This window comes from Barnesiella sp. An22, assembly GCF_002159975.1.
Classification (GTDB): Bacteria; Bacteroidota; Bacteroidia; order Bacteroidales; family Barnesiellaceae; genus Barnesiella; species Barnesiella merdigallinarum.
The window spans coordinates 21,587-39,796 of the sequence record NZ_NFJR01000008.1; the positions used below are offsets into that span (position 1 = coordinate 21,587).

18 protein-coding genes are annotated in these 18,210 nt (G+C 56.4%); 6 read left to right on the forward strand and 12 right to left on the reverse strand.

Annotation, left to right across the window (positions count from 1 at the left end; translation table 11 throughout):
* Positions 1-152: 152 nt before the first annotated feature.
* Positions 153-842: a phenylalanine--tRNA ligase beta subunit-related protein gene (locus B5F38_RS09000; protein WP_087408961.1), complete on the reverse strand. Its 690-nt coding sequence runs from the start codon at positions 840-842 to the stop codon at positions 153-155.
* Between the two features lie 157 nt (positions 843-999).
* Between B5F38_RS09000 and B5F38_RS09005 the strand changes: the two genes are divergently transcribed.
* Positions 1,000-1,821 carry a hypothetical protein gene (locus B5F38_RS09005; RefSeq protein ID WP_087408962.1) on the forward strand — a complete coding sequence of 274 codons (822 nt, stop codon included), beginning with the start codon at positions 1,000-1,002 and terminating at the stop codon, positions 1,819-1,821.
* A gap of 82 nt (positions 1,822-1,903) precedes the next feature.
* On the forward strand, positions 1,904-2,440 hold the full coding sequence (locus tag B5F38_RS09010; protein WP_087408963.1) for a methylated-DNA--[protein]-cysteine S-methyltransferase: 537 nt from the start codon (positions 1,904-1,906) through the stop codon (positions 2,438-2,440).
* Between the two features lie 133 nt (positions 2,441-2,573).
* Here B5F38_RS09010 and B5F38_RS09015 read toward each other — a convergent pair whose 3' ends face one another.
* A complete protein-coding gene (locus B5F38_RS09015) occupies positions 2,574-3,548 on the reverse strand; it encodes a FimB/Mfa2 family fimbrial subunit (protein WP_087408964.1) in 975 nt (324 codons plus the stop codon).
* Positions 3,549-3,760: 212 nt separating this feature from the next.
* On the opposite strand from B5F38_RS09015, the gene B5F38_RS09020 reads away from it, so the two are divergent.
* Positions 3,761-4,213, forward strand: coding sequence for a hypothetical protein (locus B5F38_RS09020; RefSeq protein ID WP_241147841.1), 453 nt, complete (start codon positions 3,761-3,763; stop codon positions 4,211-4,213).
* Here B5F38_RS09020 and B5F38_RS09025 read toward each other — a convergent pair.
* The 10 genes from B5F38_RS09025 to B5F38_RS09070 all read right to left on the reverse strand — a co-directional run bounded on the left by B5F38_RS09025 (position 4,117) and on the right by B5F38_RS09070 (position 14,931).
* Positions 4,117-4,500: an immunity 17 family protein gene (locus B5F38_RS09025; RefSeq protein ID WP_087408965.1), complete on the reverse strand. Its 384-nt coding sequence runs from the start codon at positions 4,498-4,500 to the stop codon at positions 4,117-4,119. The genes B5F38_RS09020 and B5F38_RS09025 overlap by 97 nt on opposite strands.
* Before the next feature lie 30 nt (positions 4,501-4,530).
* Positions 4,531-4,953, reverse strand: a complete 423-nt coding sequence (gene tsaE / locus B5F38_RS09030; RefSeq protein WP_087408966.1) for a tRNA (adenosine(37)-N6)-threonylcarbamoyltransferase complex ATPase subunit type 1 TsaE — start codon at positions 4,951-4,953, stop codon at positions 4,531-4,533.
* A 9-nt stretch (positions 4,954-4,962) separates the two neighbouring features.
* Positions 4,963-6,504 (reverse strand): bifunctional response regulator/alkaline phosphatase family protein, encoded by a 1,542-nt coding sequence (locus tag B5F38_RS09035; protein WP_087408967.1) that lies wholly within the window; start codon positions 6,502-6,504, stop codon positions 4,963-4,965.
* A complete protein-coding gene (locus B5F38_RS09040; protein WP_241147842.1) occupies positions 6,491-9,274 on the reverse strand; it encodes a tetratricopeptide repeat protein in 2,784 nt (927 codons plus the stop codon). The genes B5F38_RS09035 and B5F38_RS09040 overlap by 14 nt, the downstream gene beginning before the upstream one ends.
* A gap of 48 nt (positions 9,275-9,322) precedes the next feature.
* The gene (locus B5F38_RS09045; RefSeq protein ID WP_087408968.1) at positions 9,323-10,144 is read right to left on the reverse strand and encodes a metal ABC transporter permease; all 822 of its coding nucleotides are present in this window, start codon (positions 10,142-10,144) and stop codon (positions 9,323-9,325) included.
* Between the two features lie 12 nt (positions 10,145-10,156).
* Positions 10,157-10,573, reverse strand: a complete 417-nt coding sequence (locus tag B5F38_RS09050) for a phospholipase (protein ID WP_087408969.1) — start codon at positions 10,571-10,573, stop codon at positions 10,157-10,159.
* Entirely contained in the window at positions 10,570-11,814 is a 1,245-nt protein-coding gene (locus tag B5F38_RS09055) for a 3-phosphoshikimate 1-carboxyvinyltransferase (protein WP_087408970.1), read from the reverse strand. The genes B5F38_RS09050 and B5F38_RS09055 overlap by 4 nt, the downstream gene beginning before the upstream one ends.
* Positions 11,815-12,215: 401 nt before the next feature.
* Entirely contained in the window at positions 12,216-12,632 is a 417-nt protein-coding gene (gene uraH, locus B5F38_RS09060) for a hydroxyisourate hydrolase (RefSeq protein WP_087409038.1), read from the reverse strand.
* Between the two features lie 105 nt (positions 12,633-12,737).
* Positions 12,738-13,568: an alpha/beta hydrolase family protein gene (locus B5F38_RS09065; protein ID WP_087408971.1), complete on the reverse strand. Its 831-nt coding sequence runs from the start codon at positions 13,566-13,568 to the stop codon at positions 12,738-12,740.
* 34 nt (positions 13,569-13,602) lie between these two features.
* Complete coding sequence (locus B5F38_RS09070) at positions 13,603-14,931, reverse strand: DUF3843 family protein (protein ID WP_087408972.1); 1,329 nt, start codon at positions 14,929-14,931, stop codon at positions 13,603-13,605.
* 280 nt (positions 14,932-15,211) lie between these two features.
* Here B5F38_RS09070 and B5F38_RS09075 point away from each other — a divergent pair, with 280 nt between their 5' ends.
* The 3 genes from B5F38_RS09075 (at position 15,212) to B5F38_RS09085 (ending at position 17,988) form a co-directional block, all read left to right on the forward strand.
* Positions 15,212-15,523, forward strand: coding sequence for a hypothetical protein (locus tag B5F38_RS09075; RefSeq protein WP_143240952.1), 312 nt, complete (start codon positions 15,212-15,214; stop codon positions 15,521-15,523).
* 214 nt (positions 15,524-15,737) lie between these two features.
* Positions 15,738-16,841: an A/G-specific adenine glycosylase gene (mutY, locus tag B5F38_RS09080; RefSeq protein WP_087408974.1), complete on the forward strand. Its 1,104-nt coding sequence runs from the start codon at positions 15,738-15,740 to the stop codon at positions 16,839-16,841.
* 130 nt (positions 16,842-16,971) lie between these two features.
* Positions 16,972-17,988 (forward strand): PhoH family protein, encoded by a 1,017-nt coding sequence (locus B5F38_RS09085; RefSeq protein ID WP_087408975.1) that lies wholly within the window; start codon positions 16,972-16,974, stop codon positions 17,986-17,988.
* The last annotated feature ends 222 nt before the right edge of the window (positions 17,989-18,210 follow it).

Genomic DNA, 18,210 nt, shown 5'->3' on the forward strand with positions numbered 1-18,210 from the left:
GCCAATTCCTCTCCCAAATGAAGTTAAATGTATTCTAAAAGGACTGCGTGGTATGCGATGCCTGTCTCAAGTTCCGGTTGTTCATGCGGTCGAAGCGGCTGGCTGTACTCGTAATCGGGTTTTCTGAACGGCAGTTTCTTTGGTTTCAGGGCCTATTCCGAGAGGACGAACTGCGAGGCGGCGACGATTGTTGTATCGATGTCGGTAGCCGAGACGAACTGCTTCAACAGCTCGACCGTCCAGTCGATGGTCTGGTCGAGAGGCATCTCCTCGCCGTAGGCGTTGATGAGGAGCAGCAGGCTACGGGTGTCGAGCGAGATTTTGGTGCGCTCCTCGTCGCTGGTGGGGGTGCCGATGCCGCCGGTGCGGTCGCGGTAGACGGGCAGCCCCTCGATGTTGAGCACGCCCCGGCCTATGCCGTGGAAGAGTTCGCCCTCGCGGCCTACTCCCAGAGTGAGGTGGTCGCCGTCGATGTGGTCGGCGTCGAAGGCTCCGATGGAGTATCCGGCCCGTATGGAGACGAGGTTGCCCAGGTCGACGAGGGTATCGATGCGGTAGATGCCCAAGCCCTTGACGATGCGGCGGCACAACGCTTCGGACGATACCCGGTAGCGGTTGGGGTCTTTCCCGAAGGCTCGGTAGGCCTTGCGGGTGGCCTGTATGGCGGGGCGTTTGTTGATTTCGTCGAGCCGGTAGGTCGAGGCGATGCGTGCCTCCTCCTCACCGATGAGCTGCCACAGTGCCGGGTCGCTCTCGCTGTTGGCTACCCGGGCCTGGATGACCCCGATGCGGAGAGCCGGGCAGGTGGCGGCAAACTCCTTTTCGATAGAGACGGTTTTCATGTGTAATGCGTTTTTCTTCAAAGGTAGTGAAAGGTGGCTGCAGAGGCAAATGAAAAGGGGTATAAAATTTTTTTTCTGTCTGTGAATAGGGCCAATTCTGTTAATAATATTATATTTGCAAGAGTTGATTAAGATTATCGATTAAATAACAAACAATATGAAAGCACAATTGCTGTCGCCTAACGGCGCATTGAAGACGGGGTGGGCATTGACCCGTAAGCACTTTATTGTCATGCTCGGCCTCTTTTTGGGAATCATGGTGGTGTCGTGGATTGTCTCTTTGCTGGGGGGCAGCGATATGACTTCGATCCGGTACTGGCTTTTCTATATCGTAAGCCTCGTTTTGTCGGTATGGTTCAGTGCCAGTATGAATAAAATCATGCTGAATGCCCATGCGGGCGAAGAGCCTTCGTTCTCGACATTCGGACAGATGTTGCCTAAATTGGGCGGCTTGATTGTGTTGAACGTGGTGGTGAGTTTCATCTGCATGTTGCCCATGTTGGTCGGGGTTGTCATTTTGGTAGCCGGTCTCGGGTCGAGTTTGGCCGTTGCCGATTTCTCCAATCCCTATGAGTTGGGATACACGTTGGGTATGATGTTCAGCGGGGTATCGGGCATTGTCTCCATCCTCTTCTCGCTGGTCGCTTTGTATCTGGTCCTGCGCCTGATGTTTACGGTTTTGGCCTATGTCGACGATTCCTCCCTGGGGGTATTCGATGCCATTCAACGCAGTTGGTCGATGACTCACGGGAACATGGGGAAAATCATTCTTGCTGTTCTGATGATGATAGTACTGAATATCATCGGCTTTATTGCCTTGATTGTAGGCGTGGTGGTGACGCTCATCATTTCGGCCTTTATGATAGTGACCCTGTATGAGCAGATTAAGGCGAGCGAACAACTCGCCGTAGCCGACGAGGCTGCCGCTGCTGCGGAGCCTGCACAGTCGGAGCCCGAGAATCCGGCTCAACCGCAATAATCGAATCGCAAATTATCGTTACAATACCGAGCTCCCGGGTGTGTGCAATGCCCGAGGCTTGTCGTTTTTATATATCGGCAGGATGGAACTTTTTCGTTACAGACAGGGATACCTTTCGCCGCTGGGACCGATGACGATGGCCAGCGACGGGGAGCGGCTGACGGGGCTGTGGTTCGACGGGCAGAAGTATTACCCCGAGGCCGGCCTGCCGGCCTGCGAAGCTCAGGCGTTACCGCTCTTTGACCAGACCCGTGTGTGGCTCGACCGCTACTTTGCGGGCGAAAATCCCGGGGCGGTTCCGCCCTTGCGGCTGGAGGGGAGCCATTTCCGGCTGGCCGTGTGGCGGCTGTTGCAGCAGATACCGCGCGGCGAGGTGGTTACCTACAAGGCGATAGCGCGGCAACTGGAGCGCGAGCGGGGCGGTGGCCGGGTGTCGGCACAGGCCGTGGGCGGCGCCGTGGGGCACAATCCCGTGAGTATCGTGGTGCCTTGCCATCGGGTGGTGGGGTGCGACGGCAGCCTCACCGGGTATGCCGGTGGGGTGGAACGCAAGGCGGCTTTGCTGCGGCTCGAGGGGGTGGAGTGCCGGGCTGGCGCTGTGCCTGAAAAGATAGTGTAACGGTTGTATATCGAACGGATAACCGTAGAACGAAGATACGACAGCAAGGCGGCTCCCGAGGACCGGGGGTCGCCTTGCTGTTTGAGGGGGGGGGGAGGTTGTATCGACAGCCTCGCTATGGACTTGGTCGTATTCAGTTGATAATCGGGAATTCGATGGTTTCGCTCACTTCGTTCCAGTCTTCGATGGAGAAGTCGCCCGGCGTTTCGCCCGACAGGATTTCGCCCAAAACGATGTTGAGGGTGAGCTTGGTATTGGGCGATAGGGTAGAGCTGAGGTTCTTCGACAGGGTGTGTTCGGTACCATTGGCCAGGGTGATGATGAGCTCGAGCGGAGGATTTTCGGCCGAGGGGAAGAGCATGACGGTGGCGTTGCTCATGATGGTATTGTCGTCGGAGCGTTCGAGGTCGAACTTAACGACTTTGGTCGTGTTCTCGACCTCGGCCGTATAGAAGTTCATCTTCTCGGCAATGCCGCCGATACGGGCCTGGATGTTGGTGATGGAGGGGTTGAACTCGGAGTTGTCCTGCATCTTGGCAATGATGCGTATGCCGGCCGTCACGCGGGTGAGGGCCGCCTGCAGGTCTTCCTGTCCCACGTTGGCCGGTTTCACGGCGTGTACCAGGTCATAGACGGGCATGTAGGTGCCGTCGGTGTTGGCCCGCAGTCTGAAGTAGAGGGTCGAGAGGTCGGCATCCTGGGTGATACCGGGCTCGTTGATGGCGGGGGTGTTGTAGATGGGGTCGTCGTATTTCGGGGTGCCCCAGTAGACCATGTTGTAGGTGCCGACCGGCAGTTGCAGCGGCCGGTTGTACTCGCCGTATATGTGTCCGTCGATGATGGTGTAGTAGCCGTTGAATACGGTCTTTTTGCTGTTGATGTAGTTGCCGTAGTAGGTCGAGGTCTCGGCATAGCAGGGATAGATTTCGAGGATGCCCGTGAAGGGATTTTGGTTGAGCGGGTCGGCAATGCGGGCGCTCACATTGGGGGTGATCAGTTGTACCGCCTCGGGTTGAGCCGGTTCGTCGGTGGTCTTGTTGTCGTCGCAGCAGGCCGAGAGGGCCGGCACGAGCAGCAGGGCGGTTGCCCCAAACAGAATCTTTCTCATAATTCAGTTTATTAAAGTGGTTCGGTAAGATGTTGTGGATATATAACAACCCGTGCTGCGAATTGTTTGTGCTGACAAACGCAGGCCGAACCGGGTGCAGCGCAAAGGATGGGGAGCGCTGCCGGGGCGTGTGTGAAAAATGGAGGGCAGAGGGTGTGTAATCGAAAGAATTTGCTTACTTTTGGTATCGAGCCACAGGCTCGCAAGCAGATATGAAACAGGAAGAAAACAAGGAGCGTTCGACGGCTCGAGAGGCGGGTGGCCGGACAGCAGGACCGAGGCGGTTCACCCCGGAGTGTATCACTTCGCTGGCACCCGGCGAGGTGTTTGTGTTTGGCAGCAATCTGGCCGGTATGCACGGCGGCGGAGCCGCTCGTGTGGCCATGCGGCACTTCGGTGCGGTGTGGGGGCAGGGTGTGGGGCTGCAAGGGCAGTCATACGCCATACCCACGATGCAGGGCGGGGTGGAGACTATCAAGCCCTATGTCGACGAGTTTCTCGCCTTTGCCCGGGCACACCGCGAGCTGCTCTTCTATGTGACCCGCATCGGGTGCGGCATAGCCGGGTTTCACGACCGGGAGATTGCGCCGCTCTTTGCCGAGGCGCTGACGATGGAGAATGTGGTGTTGCCCGAGTCGTTTGTCGACGTGTTGCAGCCGAGGTAGAGCGTGGGCGATGCCGGTGCCGCGTGGGGTTGTGGTTCGCGGGTGGACGCCGTTTGCGACAGCATGTCGCGTGCGATGATTGCCGTCATCAGCAGGATGAGTGCCCCCAGTATACCGTAGAGCCAACGGGCTTGCCCGCGGGTGAGCCGCGAGGTGAATAGCCGGCAGTTCTTGCTGTTGAAGAACCACCCCCAGTTGCCCAGGGCCGCACCGAGTGCGAGCAGTCCCGAGATGAGGAACAGGCTCAACACGATAAGGGCCGGTATGAGGGCGGGGGCGTGGTGCATGGCGGACGACGGTTGCGGTTGGACGGCCGATTACAGGTCGATGTTGACGGTGCGGACGCCGCCGTCGGTCTCGGTAATCTCTACATTTACACAATCGTCGGGGAGCAGCTCCTCAATCTTTTCGGGCCACTCGATGAAGCAGAGGGCGCCGCTGGCGAAATAGTCCTCGGCTCCCAGGTCGTAGGCCTCCTGCAGCTTGTTGATGCGGTAGCAGTCGAAGTGGTAGATGAGTTCGCCGGTCGTGGCCGAACGGTATTCGTTGATGATGGCGAAGGTGGGGCTGTTGACGGGGTCTTCGACGCCCAGCTCTTCGCAGATGGCTTTGATGAAGGTGGTTTTGCCCGCGCCCATCTCGCCGTGGAAGGCAAAGACGGTGTAGTCGGCCATGAGTTCGATGAACTGGCGGGCGGTCTTGTTTATCTGGTCGAGGTTTTCTATGACAAGGGTGTGCATAATCGTATTCTATTTTTTGGTGAGTGTAATCAGTGGAATCATCATCTCTTCCATGGAGATGCCGCCGTGCTGGAAAGTATCCTTGTAGTAGCCCACGTAGTAGTTGTAGTTGTTGGGGTAGGCAAAGAAATCGTGGTTGGTGGCAAATATGTAGGTAGAGCTGATGTTGGGCGAGGGCAGTCCGTAGCGCTCGGGCGACTTGATTTCGTAAACCTGCTTGGGGTTGTAGCTGAGCGACTTGCCCACCTTGTAGCGCAGGTTGGTGTTGGTGTTCTTGTCGCCGATTACCTTGATGGGGTTGTTCACGTGTACGGTACCGTGGTCGGTGGTGAGAATGATCTTGAAATCTTTCTCGGCGATTTTGCGGAAGAGGTCGAGCGCCGACGAGTGCTTGAACCACGACTCGGTGATGGAGCGGTAGGCCGCCTCGGTCGAGGCCAGCTCGCGAATCATCTTCGACTCGGTGCGGGCGTGCGAGAGCATGTCGACAAAGTTGAGCACGCAGACGTTGAGCTGGTTGTTCTCGATTTGCGGGAAGTTCTGGATGAGCTTCTCGCCGAAAGCCGACTCGTTGATTTTGTTGTAGGAGAAGGAGTAGCGCTTGCGGAAGCGGTCGAGCAGCGTCTGGATGAGAGGCGCTTCGTTGAGGTTCTTGCCCTCCTCCTCGTCTTCGTCGACCCAGAGGTCGGGGAACATGCGGGCAATCTGGTTGGGCATGAGGCCCGAGAATATGGCGTTGCGGGCATATTGTGTGGCCGTGGGCAGAATGCTGAAGTAGAGGTCCTCCTCGGCGGTGAAGTATTCGCTGAGCAGCGGCTTGATGACCCGCCACTGGTCGAGGCGGAAGTTGTCGATGAGGATGAAGAATACCTTCTCACCGTTGTCGATGAGGGGGAATACCTTGGTCTTGAAGAGCTCGTGGCTCATCAGGGGGTGTTCGCCGCCGGTAATCCACTTTTCGTAGTTCTTCTTGACAAACTTGGCAAAGGCGCTGTTGGCCTCGCTCTTCTGCAGGGTGAGGAGTTCGTCCATGTCGCTCTCGGCCTGGGTGAGCTCCAGTTCCCAGAATACCAGTTTCTTGTACACCTCGTACCAGTCGGTCCACGAATAGGAGTCGTTTATCTGGCTGCTGATGTGCTGAAACTCCTGCCGGTAGTCGCTCGAGGTCTTCTCGAGGATAATCTCCTTGTGGTGGAGATTCTTCTTGATTGACAGGAGTATCTGGTTGGGATTCACGGGTTTGATGAGGTAGTCGGATATTTTGTTACCGATGGCCTGGTTCATGATGTTCTCCTCCTCGCTCTTGGTAATCATGACCACAGGGATGGAGGGGTTGTCCATTTTGATTTGGCTGAGGGTGTCGAGACCGCTCAAGCCGGGCATGTTCTCGTCGAGAATGATGAGATCGAAAGCCTCGTGAGCCGCTTTTTCAAGGGCGTCGCGGCCGTTGGATACGGTGGTGACGTCGTATCCCTTCTGTTGGAGGAAGAGGATATGCGGTTTCAGCAAATCGATTTCGTCGTCGGCCCAAAGTATTTTACCGTTCTTCATAAGGCTCTTCTGGTAGCGGGTTGTTTTCAAGAAATAAGAAATAGTCTTCGAAACTGTATCCTTCGAGCAGTTTCTTGAAGTTGTCTTCGCTGATCATCACGGGCTTGACACCGGGCGGGTAGCGGAATGTCTCGCTGTGGTCGAGCAACCGGCGATAGTGCGACAACTCGTCAAAGTTATTAAATCCTTTGACAACTAACATACTTATTTCGTTAAAGGTCATTATTTCGAGGTCGAAATCTTTAATAACAAACGTGGTGAAGTTGTGTTTGGCCACGTCGAAGAGCAACTGGTTGGACGATACGCTGTCGGTGGCGTAGACCAGCAGAAGCACGTGCGGAGCCTTGAGGTCCTGGGTGAAGGCTACCTGGGCCGTGTCGTTGAGGACGGTCGTGGTGTCGTTGGTCAGACGGGCCTTCCACAGCATGCCCCGCAGGTTGCCGCTGCCCTCGGCTACCTGCCGGCCCTGAGCTACCCCCTTGAGCATGGTGGTGGCCAGGGGCGATACGTCGGCTTGCGGATAGCGCTCGAGCAGGTCTCTCAGCCCGGCCTTGAATTTGTCGTACTGCTTGTCGCCCACGTAGGCGAGCGCGTCGAGGAATAGGAACTTGGGCATGAGCGGCGAGAGGGGATACTTCTCCTCCATATACTGGCGGCTGCGGTGCACGGCCGCGTTGTTGTTGGCGAGATAGGCGGCATAGGTATCCTCGTAGATGGAGTCCTGCTCGGTGCTCATGCGCCGCAGGTTGTCGAGGTAGTGCGGGTCGGCCATGGCCTGGGCATAGGCGCTCTCGGGGAAGGTAGACCGTATCTTGTCGCGGTAGATGCCGGCGGTGACTTCGTCGCCGTTGCGCATGTACATGAGGTACATGTTGTAGTAGACGTCGAGCCGATAGGGGTTCTCGGGGAACCGCTCTTCGAGCAGGTTGAAGTTGGCGATGGCGGCGGGGTAGTCCTCGAGCTTGTTCTTGAGGATGATACCCATGTTGAAGAGACCTTCGGCCACCACCTCGTTCGAGACCTCGAGGGCCTCGGGGGTGAGAGGTATCTGCTTGAGGTAGAATGCCGGTTTGTGGGGATCCTCGGCATCGGCCAGCTGGGCGCTGTCGGGGCTCTCCTCGAGGGGCATGCCGTTCTCGTCGACCTCCATGCCTTCCTCGGTGTCGCCTCCTCCATCGGTTTTCTCGGCAAAGTCGCTCATCGAGAATCCCGACTTGTTGCGGCGGCGCCAGTCGTCCTCGAGCTTACGGCTACCCCAGATGCGTTGGAATTCGGTCTTACCGGCGGCTACCATGGTTTTGTTGTAGAAGTACCACGACTTGTCGCCCGAAATCAGGGTGGCGTTGTTCTTGGCCGCGTTGTTGCTGTTGAACTGGGGCCCCTGTTGCTGGGCCAGATACTCTTCGCGCTGAAGGGCTTCGGCCTCTTCCTTCTCTTTCTTGATGAGGTCGTCGATAATCTGCTGGATGGCTTTGTTGCGCTCGGTCTCGCTCATGGCGGCCAGGTCTTGCAGACTGTCCTGCAACTCGACATTCTGGGCGTAGACTACCAGCTCGTCGAGCACGGTGGAGCGCCGCGAGAGCAGGTCGTAGCGGGGGAAATCCTCCTTGAGCAGAGGCAGGGCCTCGGCATAGCAGGGCTGGGCGTCGACATATTCGCGCCGGTCGAAGTAGAGGTCGCCGAGGGTCACCTGGCAGATGGCCTTCTCGATGCCGTTGCGGGTGCTCTTCTGGTTGGCCAGGCGGTAGTTCTCCATCGCCTTGAGGGTATCCTTACGCGAGAGGTAGAGGTTGCCGATGGCGTAGTAGACCTGGTCGAGGTACTCTTTGTTGCGGTCGCGCGAGGCCATGCGGGTGAGCTTTTTCACCTCCTTGGTGATGTCTTTGCCCGAGAAGACCTCGGTCTGCTTGATGCGGGCGTTGAACTCGGTGCGGTAGGGCGGGTTCATGGAGATGACCTTCCCGAAAGTCTCGTAGGCTTTGGCGTTGACCCCGGTTTTTTCGTAGAGCTGCCCCAGCAGGAAGGTGAGCCGGATGCGCTGTTGCTTGCTCGGGGCCGACTTGATGGCGGTCTCGAGGAAGGGGATGGCCTTCTGGTATTGGCCGCTGCGGATGAGGTAGTCGGCATTGACGGTGGCAAACCAGTTGTTTTGCGACTCGGGCAGCTTGTCGTTGTTGATTTTCTGGAGTATGTCTTCGGCTTCGTAGAGCCAGCCCAGGGCAATGTAGCATCGGGCCTGCCAGAGCTTGGCCTCGGCTACGAGGTCGGGCATCCAGGTGAAGTGACGCGAGATGTAGAGAAAGGTAGCTGCGGCCTCGAGGAACTCGCCCTTGTAATACTGGGCCTGGCCCATCAGTCGCCAGGCGTTGTGGATGAAGGGGTTGTACTCGTCGCGCTTGAGGTAGTCGCGATATTTGGGGTCGCTCATCTTTCGGGAGTCGCGCTTGGGCTTCTTCTTGATGGAGTGGAGCTGGATGGCTTTCTGGCACTTCTCGATGGTGCGGTCGAAGCTGCCCGAGGGTTGCGGGTCCTTGGGGTTGGCATAGGCTTGGGCCGGGTGCATGTAGAGGAGGTCGGTGAAGTTGTCCTGATACTCGGTCTCCATGTTTTTCATCTGCTCCTTGTAGTTTTCTATCCCGTTGAAATAGACGTTGTAGCGGGTCGTAAAGCTGTGGTAAAAGCGGGTGAAGGCCGTATTCTTCTTGGTCGAACAGGATACGAGCGCCAGGGTCACCAGCAGAACGACGATATGTATTACTCTTTTTTTCAAACGCTACGGGGATAAGAAGCCATATTTTTAAACTGAAAAACGGCGGTTTTATTGTCTTTTGGCTACGGTGCGTTGCATCTGACTCGTCAGGAGCTTGGCTACCAGGTAGACGACGATGAGGGTGAAGACGATGGTGGCGCCGGCCGGCACGTCGAGCCAGTAGGAGAGCAGCAGCCCGCCGATACCGGCCAGAAGGTTGATGAGTCCCGAGAGCCAGATGATGTCGCGGAAGCGGTGGCAGAAGAGCTCGGCTATCATCTGCGGCAAGGAGAGGATGGAGATGAGCAGCATGATGCCTACCAACCGGATGGAGAGGACCACGGCCGTGGCTACGAAGAAGGTCATGATGTAGTTGATGAGCCGGGTGTTGATACTGCGGGTATGGGCGAAATCGGTGTCGAACGCGGTGTAGACGATGCGGCGGTATTGCAGCAGGGTGTAGACGACGAGCAGGGCGGCAAAGGCGGCAAACACCAGGATGTCGGTGCGGGTGATGGTGAGGATGTTGCCGAAGAGGAACTCGGTGAGCCCCGGGGTGTAGCCGGGTGTCATGAAGATGAAGATGATGCCGACGGCCATGCCCAGTGTCCAGATGACGGCGATGGCCGAGTCTTCTCGCACGGTTTTCCCGCGCGACATCCACTCGACCCCCAGCGCCGATAGTATGGCGAAGAAGAGAGCCGAGAGGGTGGGGCTTATTCCCAGAAAGTAGCCTATACCCAATCCGCCGAACGAGGCGTGGGTGATACCTCCGGTGATGAAGAGCATGCGCCGGGCTACGATATAGGTGCCTATGATGGCGCTGATAATCGAGATGAGGAGGAGCGCCCACAGGGCATTTTGAAAAAATGTATAATTGAAAATATCCATTGTAAACGGTGGTTATTTGTCGATGTTTCTTTGCTCGTTGACCACGAGCAGAATCTCGTCGCGCAGGGCTTCGGGTACCTCGATCTGGCGCAGTTGCAGGCTGCGTACCCATCCCGGCACGTCGGTGGGCAGGAGGGTGTAGAAAATGTCCCTGAAGTGCTCTACCTGCTCGGGGGTGTACTGGTCGGCCGGGGTCCCCTTCCATTCGTCGAGCTCCTCGTCGTCGTAGTATTCGATGGCCTTGCTCACCCCGGCCAGCAGGCTGTCGCGCTCGCACACGAGGTGCTGCCCACAACACTCTTGCGGCGGTGCGGGTTTCTCTTCGGCCGGGGGCGGTGTGCCGGCAGCGGCCTGTTTGCGCTGGTCGCGGCGGTGGAAGTAGTAGGTGACGAGACCCAGCAGTACGATGGCGATGACGAGTATAATCATAGCGAAATATCTCCTTTCTCCCGGGGGGTGAGGGTGAAGCCGGCCCGGGCGAGGTCGTCCCAATAGCCGGGATACGATTTGTCGACAACGGCCGTGTCGGCAATGGTGATGCCGGGGAAGCGGAAGGTTGCCGGGGCGAAGGCCATGGCCATGCGGTGGTCGTCGTAGGTTTGTATGACGGGCGACTCGCCGGGGGTGACGGTTTCGCCGTTCCAGGTGAGTGTACTGTCCGAAGATAATAGTTTATATCCTAATTTTATAAGCTCATCACAGAGGGCGGCAATGCGGTCGGTCTCCTTGATGCGCAGGGTTTGCAGTCCGGTGAAGTGGAAGGGAACTCCCAGCAGGCAGCAGGTCGCGACGAGGGTTTGGGCCAGGTCGGGCTGTTCGGAGAGGTCGCAGCGGTATTCGGTTGTGCGGTGGTCCGATTTTATTAGTTTTGCTCCGTCTGAAGAAAACAGGGTATTGATACCCAGCGGTTCGAACAGGGCGGCAATGCGGGCATCGCCTTGCAGACTTTCGGTCGAGAGACCCGGCAGCGTGATGGTGCCCGCCGGGGCCAATGCCGCAATCTCGTACCAGTAGGAGGCTGCCGACCAGTCGGGTTCGACCCGGAACGGGGCGGGGCGGTATTCGCCGGCCGGTACCCGTATGGTGTTTCCCGTGCGCCGGGCCTCGATGCCGAAGCGGGCCATCATGCCGAGGGTCATCTCGATATAGGGTATCGATACCATCTCGCCGGTGAGGATAAGGGTGAGGCCGTAGTGCATGCGGGGGGCTATCATGAGCAGGGCCGAGATGTATTGCGAACTGACGTCGCCGGGCAGGGTGAGTTCGCCGCCCTTCAACTCGCGACCGCAGATTTCGAGAGGGGGGAATCCCTCACGGGCGGTGTAGCGGATGTCGGCCCCCAGCGAGCGCAAGGCGTCGACCAGAATACGGATGGGGCGCTGTTGCATGCGTGCCGACCCGGTGAGGGTGATGCGGCTGCCCGGCCGTTGGGCGTAGTAGGCGGTGAGGAATCGCATGGCGGTGCCGGCACCGTGGATGTCGACGACGGGGCTACTGCCGGCAAAGGCCTGCCGCATGACCCGCGTGTCGTCACACTCCGAGAGGTTCTCGACGGGAATGGCGTCGCGGCACAGGGCGTTGAGGATGAGTGCTCTGTTGCTGATGCTCTTGGAGGTGGGCAGTACGATGGTGGCCGAGCAGTCGGTGGGTGCGAAAACTTGATAGTTCATAGGGCTTACCATGAGATTTGGGTGCAAAATTAGCAAAAAAAGAGGAATGATAGGCAGGTTATCTACCGGAGATTTCGTGCGAAATCGCCGAGTATTTCGCCCGGTTGGACGGGAGCTCTGCTCCGGGGCGCGGCAGAGGTGACTGTCGGCGTAGCAGGGGAGCATATAAAATAAAAAAAGGCTGTCTCACGACAGCCAATTTGTAAACCTTAAATCTAATACTATGAAAAAACATGGTACAAATATAAGGCGTATTGCTCAATATTCCAATCAGATAGTTTAAAATCAAACTGTTTTTAACGTAATTGTCGTATAACAAATTATTTTATTAACTATTTAACGGGCTTTGGAAAATTTTGTTGAAACGGAGTACCGTATCTCGTAATTTGTTTATAAATCGCTCAATTGCCCCGGTAGGTCGAGTATCCGTAGGGCGACAGGGTGATGGGCACATGGTAGTGGCTGTCGTCGGTAATCTCGAATACCACCTCGATGAAGGGGTAGAACGACTTTTGCGCCTGCGCCTCGAAGTAGGGACCTACGAGGTAGGTGAGCTTGTAGATGCCCCGGTTGTCGGTGCCGGGGCGTTTCTCGAGAAACTCCTTCACCCGGCCGTTGGCGTCGGTGGTCTTGGCATCGACCGGTTGCCACGACTGCCCGTCGGCCAGCCGCGAGAGTTGGATGGTTACCCCCGTGGCCGGTTGGCCGGCGTTGATGTCGAGGATGTGACTGGAGAGTTGATAGACCTTCTCTTGTGCCATCGAGGCGGTGGAAAACAGGATAGTCAGCAGGGCTGTAAGAATTAGATTTTTGTTCATAGCCATAAAAGTTTGGTTTTATAATAGGTTAGACAATCGTTTAATTCGTCGATAGCTCGTTGGCTGTACGTGTTTTGGCATCCCCCTCTATGCCCGGCAGGGCTGTTATTTCTTCGGCTCTTTGGGCTGTGCGAAGAATTTGTGGAAGAAGAGCAACTGGTAGTCGATGGAGTTGTTCCAATAGGCATTGTTGTGAGCCCCTGGTCGCTCGATGTAGTCGTGCTTGATGTTGTGGTCGAGCAGCGATTGGTGGGCCCGGCGGTTGACCTCGAGGAAGAAGTCGTCGACTCCGCAGTCGATGATGATAGCCAGGTCGCCGTCTTTGAGCGAGGGGATGAGGTTGATGACGGTATGCTCGTCCCAACGCTTTTTATTGGAGGCAAATTCGCCCAGTTGGTTCTGCATCTTCCAGTTGGTGGGGAAGGGGCGAATGTCGAGGCCGCCGCTGATGCTGCCTGCGGCACCGAATACGTTGCGGTGACGGATGGCGTTCCACATGGCACCGTGGCCGCCCATGCTGAGACCCGAGATGGCCCGGGCGCTGCGGTCGGCGATGGTGCGGTAGTGCGAGTCGGTATAGCGGATGACTTCGTCGGAGATGTAGTCCTCGAACTGCATGTCCTTATTGAGCGGGCTGTTCCAGTACCAGCTGTTTATCAGTCCGTCGGGGCAGACGATGATGAGGTTGTATTGCGAGGCCAGTTGGGGCAACTCGGGTTTGATGGTAATCCACGAGGCGTAGTTGCCGCCGCAGCCGTGCAGCAGGTATACAACCGGGTACCGGGTGTTGCCCTCGGCGTAGCTTTTGGGCAGGATGACCATATTTTTCAGGTCGTGACCCATTTTGCTGTGTATCGTGACGGTGTCGACTTGTTGGGCACAGAGGCTGACGATACAGAGCAGCAGGGTGATGGGTAGCAGCAATAATCTTTTCATGATGAATTCTTTTAAATGATTAAAGTTAAAGTGTTTATCGTTTTATGTATTCGGTGACAAAGCGGAGGTTATCGAGCAACAGTCGGCCCGGGTCGTCGTAGAACTGGAGTCCTTTTATCTGGCCGGCCTCGACCTGGGCGATGAAGAAGTCTTCGCCTATCTCGTCGCTCAGCATGGCCTGCCAGGCGGTATCCGACTCGTCGAGTGTCTGCCCCTCTTCGCCCACGGTGGTCGAGAGGATGTCGGTGAGGATAATCTGCTGTTCGTCGTCGGGCAGGTCGTCGTCGGGTTCGAACAGGTTGTATTCGTCGTCGTCGCCGGTGATTTGGCCGATGAGGTCTTCGCTATCTTCGTAGCTGGTAATCTGTCCCGAGAGCCACCATTCGCCGTTCCATTCGACGAAGCCGGTGCGCAGGATGAGCGAGGGGTTTTTCATGTCGCGGGGCAGTCCCACGAGCGAGCGGTTGGTCACCTCGAGCACTCGGTCGGTGGCGATGTGGCGGAAGCGGGTCACCCGGTCGTCGCCCCCTTCGTAGCGGTAGTAGCCGGTGTATTTGTGGCCCATGCTCCTGAGCGAGTCGTAGAGGGGCGATTCCGGACCCAGAACCTCGGCCAGCCAGTGGGGCGGCGTGAGGCGCATGAACTCGGTGACCTGGTTGAAGCCGAAGTCGTTGCAGAGTTGGTTGACCATGTCGGGAATCTGGTCTTCCAGTCCGTTCTCCTTGGCTTCGTCGGCCAGCGCTTCGGCCTGGTCTTCGAGCAGGTATCCGTTGTTGGAGAAGAGGTAAGACTGGGTGCAGAGCCACAGGAAGCGTGCATGCAGCGCGTAGAGGTTGTGCTGCTCCTTCTCGTCGGGTTGAAGGTAGTGGAGCAGTTTTTCGTTTTCGGGCGCCGTTTCGTATTCAGCCTCGAACAACTCCATCACGTCGGCGGCTATGGCGGCAAAAGTATCGAGAGCCGGCGAGTAGGCAATGTCGAGGTTGTTGAGCTGCATGTGGTAGTGCCAGATGAGGAACTGGATGTCCTCGGTATTGATTTCGCCGGGCGTGTAGTCGCTGTCGAGGGAATAGAAGGGCAGCGGTTTGCCATACTTCTGTTGATAGACGCGGGAGAAGGCCTGGAAGATGCCGGTTTGCGAGATGACATCCTCGAAGTAGGCGGTGAGGATACAGGCCAGCTCTTTCTGTTCCGAGGGGTCGATTTTACGGTAGTCGTCTTCGGCCAGGTCGTTTTCGATGGAACGAATCGCGGCCAATACTTTGTTGGCCAGGGTAATGTAGTAGAGGTCGGTCGATGCCGAGCCGGTGTAGGGATGCAGGGGTTTCCAGTCTCCGCTGTATATGCGCTGTTTGTCGTTGGTCATAACGAAAAAAATTAGGTACGATTGCAAATGTAAGTATAAATCGGAAAAGACGGTTTTGTGCGGTCACTTTTTTGTACCGATTGAGGTTCGATCTGTGTCGTGTGGATAGAGTGAAATCTATCTGGACGAGATTCTATATAGATTGGAAATGAGTGAATTATATATAAAAAGTTGCTTTTTTAAGGTTACAAAAAAAAGTTTTTTTTCGTATATTTGCTATGGATCCATGCGCATTTCGATGCGTTGTAGATCCTTGTTTTATTTAAAATTTATAATGTTTATGTCAAAGACATTTGAGCAAAATGCACAAAAAGCGTTAACTATGGTGGCAGGAATCAGGTCTCATTTTCAAGAACTTTCCAAATTGGGCATCGGTACAGCGGCTGTTGATAAATTGGAAGCCGAAGCGTCGAAAGCAATAGAGATGATTCGGGAAGTAGATGCTCTTAGAGCCGAGGTGTCGGAGAAGCTGCGGAAAGCCAATGTTCAGCTCTGTGAGGTAAAGGACCAGGCCAATGTCCTCCGTTATTTGATTAAAAGCGGTTTCCCTCAGGAGGAATGGGTGAAATTTGGTATCATGGATAAACGATAGTTTGTAGTGATTTGCTTGGAACAGGCAGAGACAGGTGGTATTTTCCATCGGTTTCTGCCTCTCTTTTTGTGGCAATGGCAACCAATATTATCCTCCATTCGACTCCTGCTATTGGTGGGTTGTCGAGATGAAGAAGGGGAGGGAGCGGTTGTGGTATCGGTGTGTTCAAATAAATTTGCTTCTACCCACGGTGTGTCCTATCTTTGCATGGAATATGAGACGAAAGGAAGAACTATCGAACGAGGCCGTATCGCCGTTGGCCGCCGACCTGCACGACTGGTATGCCCGGAATCACCGGGTGTTGCCGTGGCGGGGCATAACCGATGCGTATCGCATCTGGATTTCGGAGATAATCTTGCAGCAGACCCGGGTGGTACAAGGGTATGAATACTACAACCGCTTTGTGTCGCGCTTCCCCGACGTGCGGGCGTTGGCTGCGGCCGATGACGACGAGGTGATGAAACTGTGGCAGGGGCTGGGCTATTACAGCCGGGCCCGCAATCTGCTGGCTGCTGCCCGGCAGGTGGTCGAGCGGTTTGGCGGGGAGTTCCCCCGGAGTTACGACGACATACGTTCGCTACCCGGTATCGGCGACTACACGGCGGCGGCTATTGCCTCGTTTGCCTATGGGTTGCCTCATGCCGTAGTCGACGGCAACGTCTATCGGGTGCTCTCGCGCATCTACGGCATCGACACCCCTATCGACACGACCGAAGGCAAAAAGCTGTTTGCCGCCCTGGCCGACGAGCTGCTCGACCGGCAGGACCCCGGCGGTTACAACCAGGCGATGATGGAGTTCGGGGCGCTCTATTGTGTGCCCCGCTCGCCGCAGTGCGGCGGGTGCATCTTTGCCGACCGCTGCATGGCCTTGGCGACGGGCCGGGTGGAGGAGCTGCCGGTGAAGCAGGGACGCACGGTGGTGAAGCCCCGCTACTTCAACTACTTCTATGTGCGGCACGAGGGTTATACCTGGGTGCGCCGGCGCGAGGGTCGCGACATCTGGCGCAATCTGTATGAGCTGCCGCTTGTCGAGACGGCCGAAGAGCAGCCGCTCGACGCCCTGCAGCAGAGCGAGGTGTGGGGCGAACTGTTTGCCGGGGCCGGTCGGGTGAGCGTGTCGGCCCAGGTGTACAGTTGCAAGCATGTGCTTTCGCACCGGGTAATCCATGCCCGCTTTTATGTGGTCGAGACCGAGCAGAAGCCTGCCATGCCGGGCTATCTGCGCATCGAGGCCGGAGCTATAGGAGACTATGCGGTGTCGCGCCTTACCGAGGGCTTCTTCGAAAAGATGTCGATGAATTATCCCTCGTTGTTTTGAGAAATGAACAGATAATTTTTTATTTTTGCATAAGTTGCCCGGGAGGTATCGGGCTTGTGTCGTCGACTGCGTGAAGGTCGAGGGGGCAGGCGGGTGTGTACAGGCCGGGCCAAGAACAGGAAACAGCCGAATGATAGAAAGAGTAATTATATTGGACGCCGTCGATCCGGTGACTTTTTACGGTGTGAACAACGCCAACGTGCAGGTGATTAAGAATCTTTTCCCCAAGGTGCGCATCGCTGCCCGGGGCAATGTGATGAAGGTAATCGGCGACGAGAAGGAGACCGAACTTTTCGAGCAGAAAATCAAGCAGCTCGAGAAATATTGTGCCGAGTATAACCAACTGGGCGAAGAGGTGATTATCGACATCATCAAGGGCGATGAGCCGCAGACCGTGAAACCGCTGGAGAACCTTATCATCTACGGGGTGAACGGCAAGCCCATCACGGGCCGCACGCCCAACCAGCAGAAGCTGGTCGAGGCTTTTGCCCACAACGACCTCACGTTTGCCCTGGGGCCGGCCGGTTCGGGCAAGACCTACGTGGCTATTGCTCTGGCCGTGAAGGCTCTGAAAAACAAGGAGGTGAAGAAGATTATCCTGAGCCGTCCCGCCGTGGAGGCCGGCGAGAAGCTGGGTTTCCTGCCGGGTGACATGAAGGACAAGATCGATCCCTATCTGCAACCGCTCTACGATGCGCTGGAAGATATGATTCCGGCCGCCAAGCTGAAGGAGTACATGGAGTCGAACGTGATACAGATTGCTCCGTTGGCCTTCATGCGCGGCCGTACGTTGAGCGATGCGGTCATCATTCTCGACGAGGCGCAGAACACCACGACACACCAGATAAAGATGTTTCTCACCCGCCTGGGCATGAACGCCAAGATGATAGTCACGGGCGACATGACGCAGATAGACCTGCCGGCTTCGCAGACGTCGGGTCTGGTGCAGGCGATAAGTATATTGAAGAATGTCGAGGGTATAGCTCGCGTGGAGTTCGGCAAAAAGGATATTGTACGCCACAAGTTGGTACAGCGCATTGTCGAGGCTTACGAAAAGCACGACGAGAAGGAGCGCAAGGCTGCCGAGGCCCGCAAGCAGGAGCGTGCCGCTGCCAAAGAGGCCGGTAAGGAGAAGCCTGAGGCGTGAGGCCTGTGGGCGGTTGGTTAGCCCCGACGGAGCGAAAGACTTATGGGGATTGGGCGGGGTGAATATCGCCCTTTTGAGTGCATGGCCCGGGAGGGGCAGCGGTATCGTGTGGGGAGAAAGATTGTCGACGCGGGTAATGCTTAATCTGTTTTAATTGACGTGCTATCTCGTTTTTATGTTGTATCTTTGCCGTGTCTTTACAGAGGACATACAACGACTATA

Coding starts and splice junctions, on each gene's coding strand:
- B5F38_RS09000 (WP_087408961.1), bottom strand. CDS start 842: ATGAAAACCGTCTCTATCGAAAAGGAGTTTGCCGCCACCTGCCCGGCT.
- B5F38_RS09005 (WP_087408962.1), top strand. CDS start 1,000: ATGAAAGCACAATTGCTGTCGCCTAACGGCGCATTGAAGACGGGGTGG.
- B5F38_RS09010 (WP_087408963.1), top strand. CDS start 1,904: ATGGAACTTTTTCGTTACAGACAGGGATACCTTTCGCCGCTGGGACCG.
- B5F38_RS09015 (WP_087408964.1), bottom strand. CDS start 3,548: ATGAGAAAGATTCTGTTTGGGGCAACCGCCCTGCTGCTCGTGCCGGCC.
- B5F38_RS09020 (WP_241147841.1), top strand. CDS start 3,761: ATGAAACAGGAAGAAAACAAGGAGCGTTCGACGGCTCGAGAGGCGGGT.
- B5F38_RS09025 (WP_087408965.1), bottom strand. CDS start 4,500: ATGCACCACGCCCCCGCCCTCATACCGGCCCTTATCGTGTTGAGCCTG.
- tsaE (WP_087408966.1), bottom strand. CDS start 4,953: ATGCACACCCTTGTCATAGAAAACCTCGACCAGATAAACAAGACCGCC.
- B5F38_RS09035 (WP_087408967.1), bottom strand. CDS start 6,504: ATGAAGAACGGTAAAATACTTTGGGCCGACGACGAAATCGATTTGCTG.
- B5F38_RS09045 (WP_087408968.1), bottom strand. CDS start 10,144: ATGGATATTTTCAATTATACATTTTTTCAAAATGCCCTGTGGGCGCTC.
- B5F38_RS09050 (WP_087408969.1), bottom strand. CDS start 10,573: ATGATTATACTCGTCATCGCCATCGTACTGCTGGGTCTCGTCACCTAC.
- B5F38_RS09055 (WP_087408970.1), bottom strand. CDS start 11,814: ATGAACTATCAAGTTTTCGCACCCACCGACTGCTCGGCCACCATCGTA.
- uraH (WP_087409038.1), bottom strand. CDS start 12,632: ATGAACAAAAATCTAATTCTTACAGCCCTGCTGACTATCCTGTTTTCC.
- B5F38_RS09065 (WP_087408971.1), bottom strand. CDS start 13,568: ATGAAAAGATTATTGCTGCTACCCATCACCCTGCTGCTCTGTATCGTC.
- B5F38_RS09070 (WP_087408972.1), bottom strand. CDS start 14,931: ATGACCAACGACAAACAGCGCATATACAGCGGAGACTGGAAACCCCTG.
- B5F38_RS09075 (WP_143240952.1), top strand. CDS start 15,212: ATGTCAAAGACATTTGAGCAAAATGCACAAAAAGCGTTAACTATGGTG.
- mutY (WP_087408974.1), top strand. CDS start 15,738: ATGAGACGAAAGGAAGAACTATCGAACGAGGCCGTATCGCCGTTGGCC.
- B5F38_RS09085 (WP_087408975.1), top strand. CDS start 16,972: ATGATAGAAAGAGTAATTATATTGGACGCCGTCGATCCGGTGACTTTT.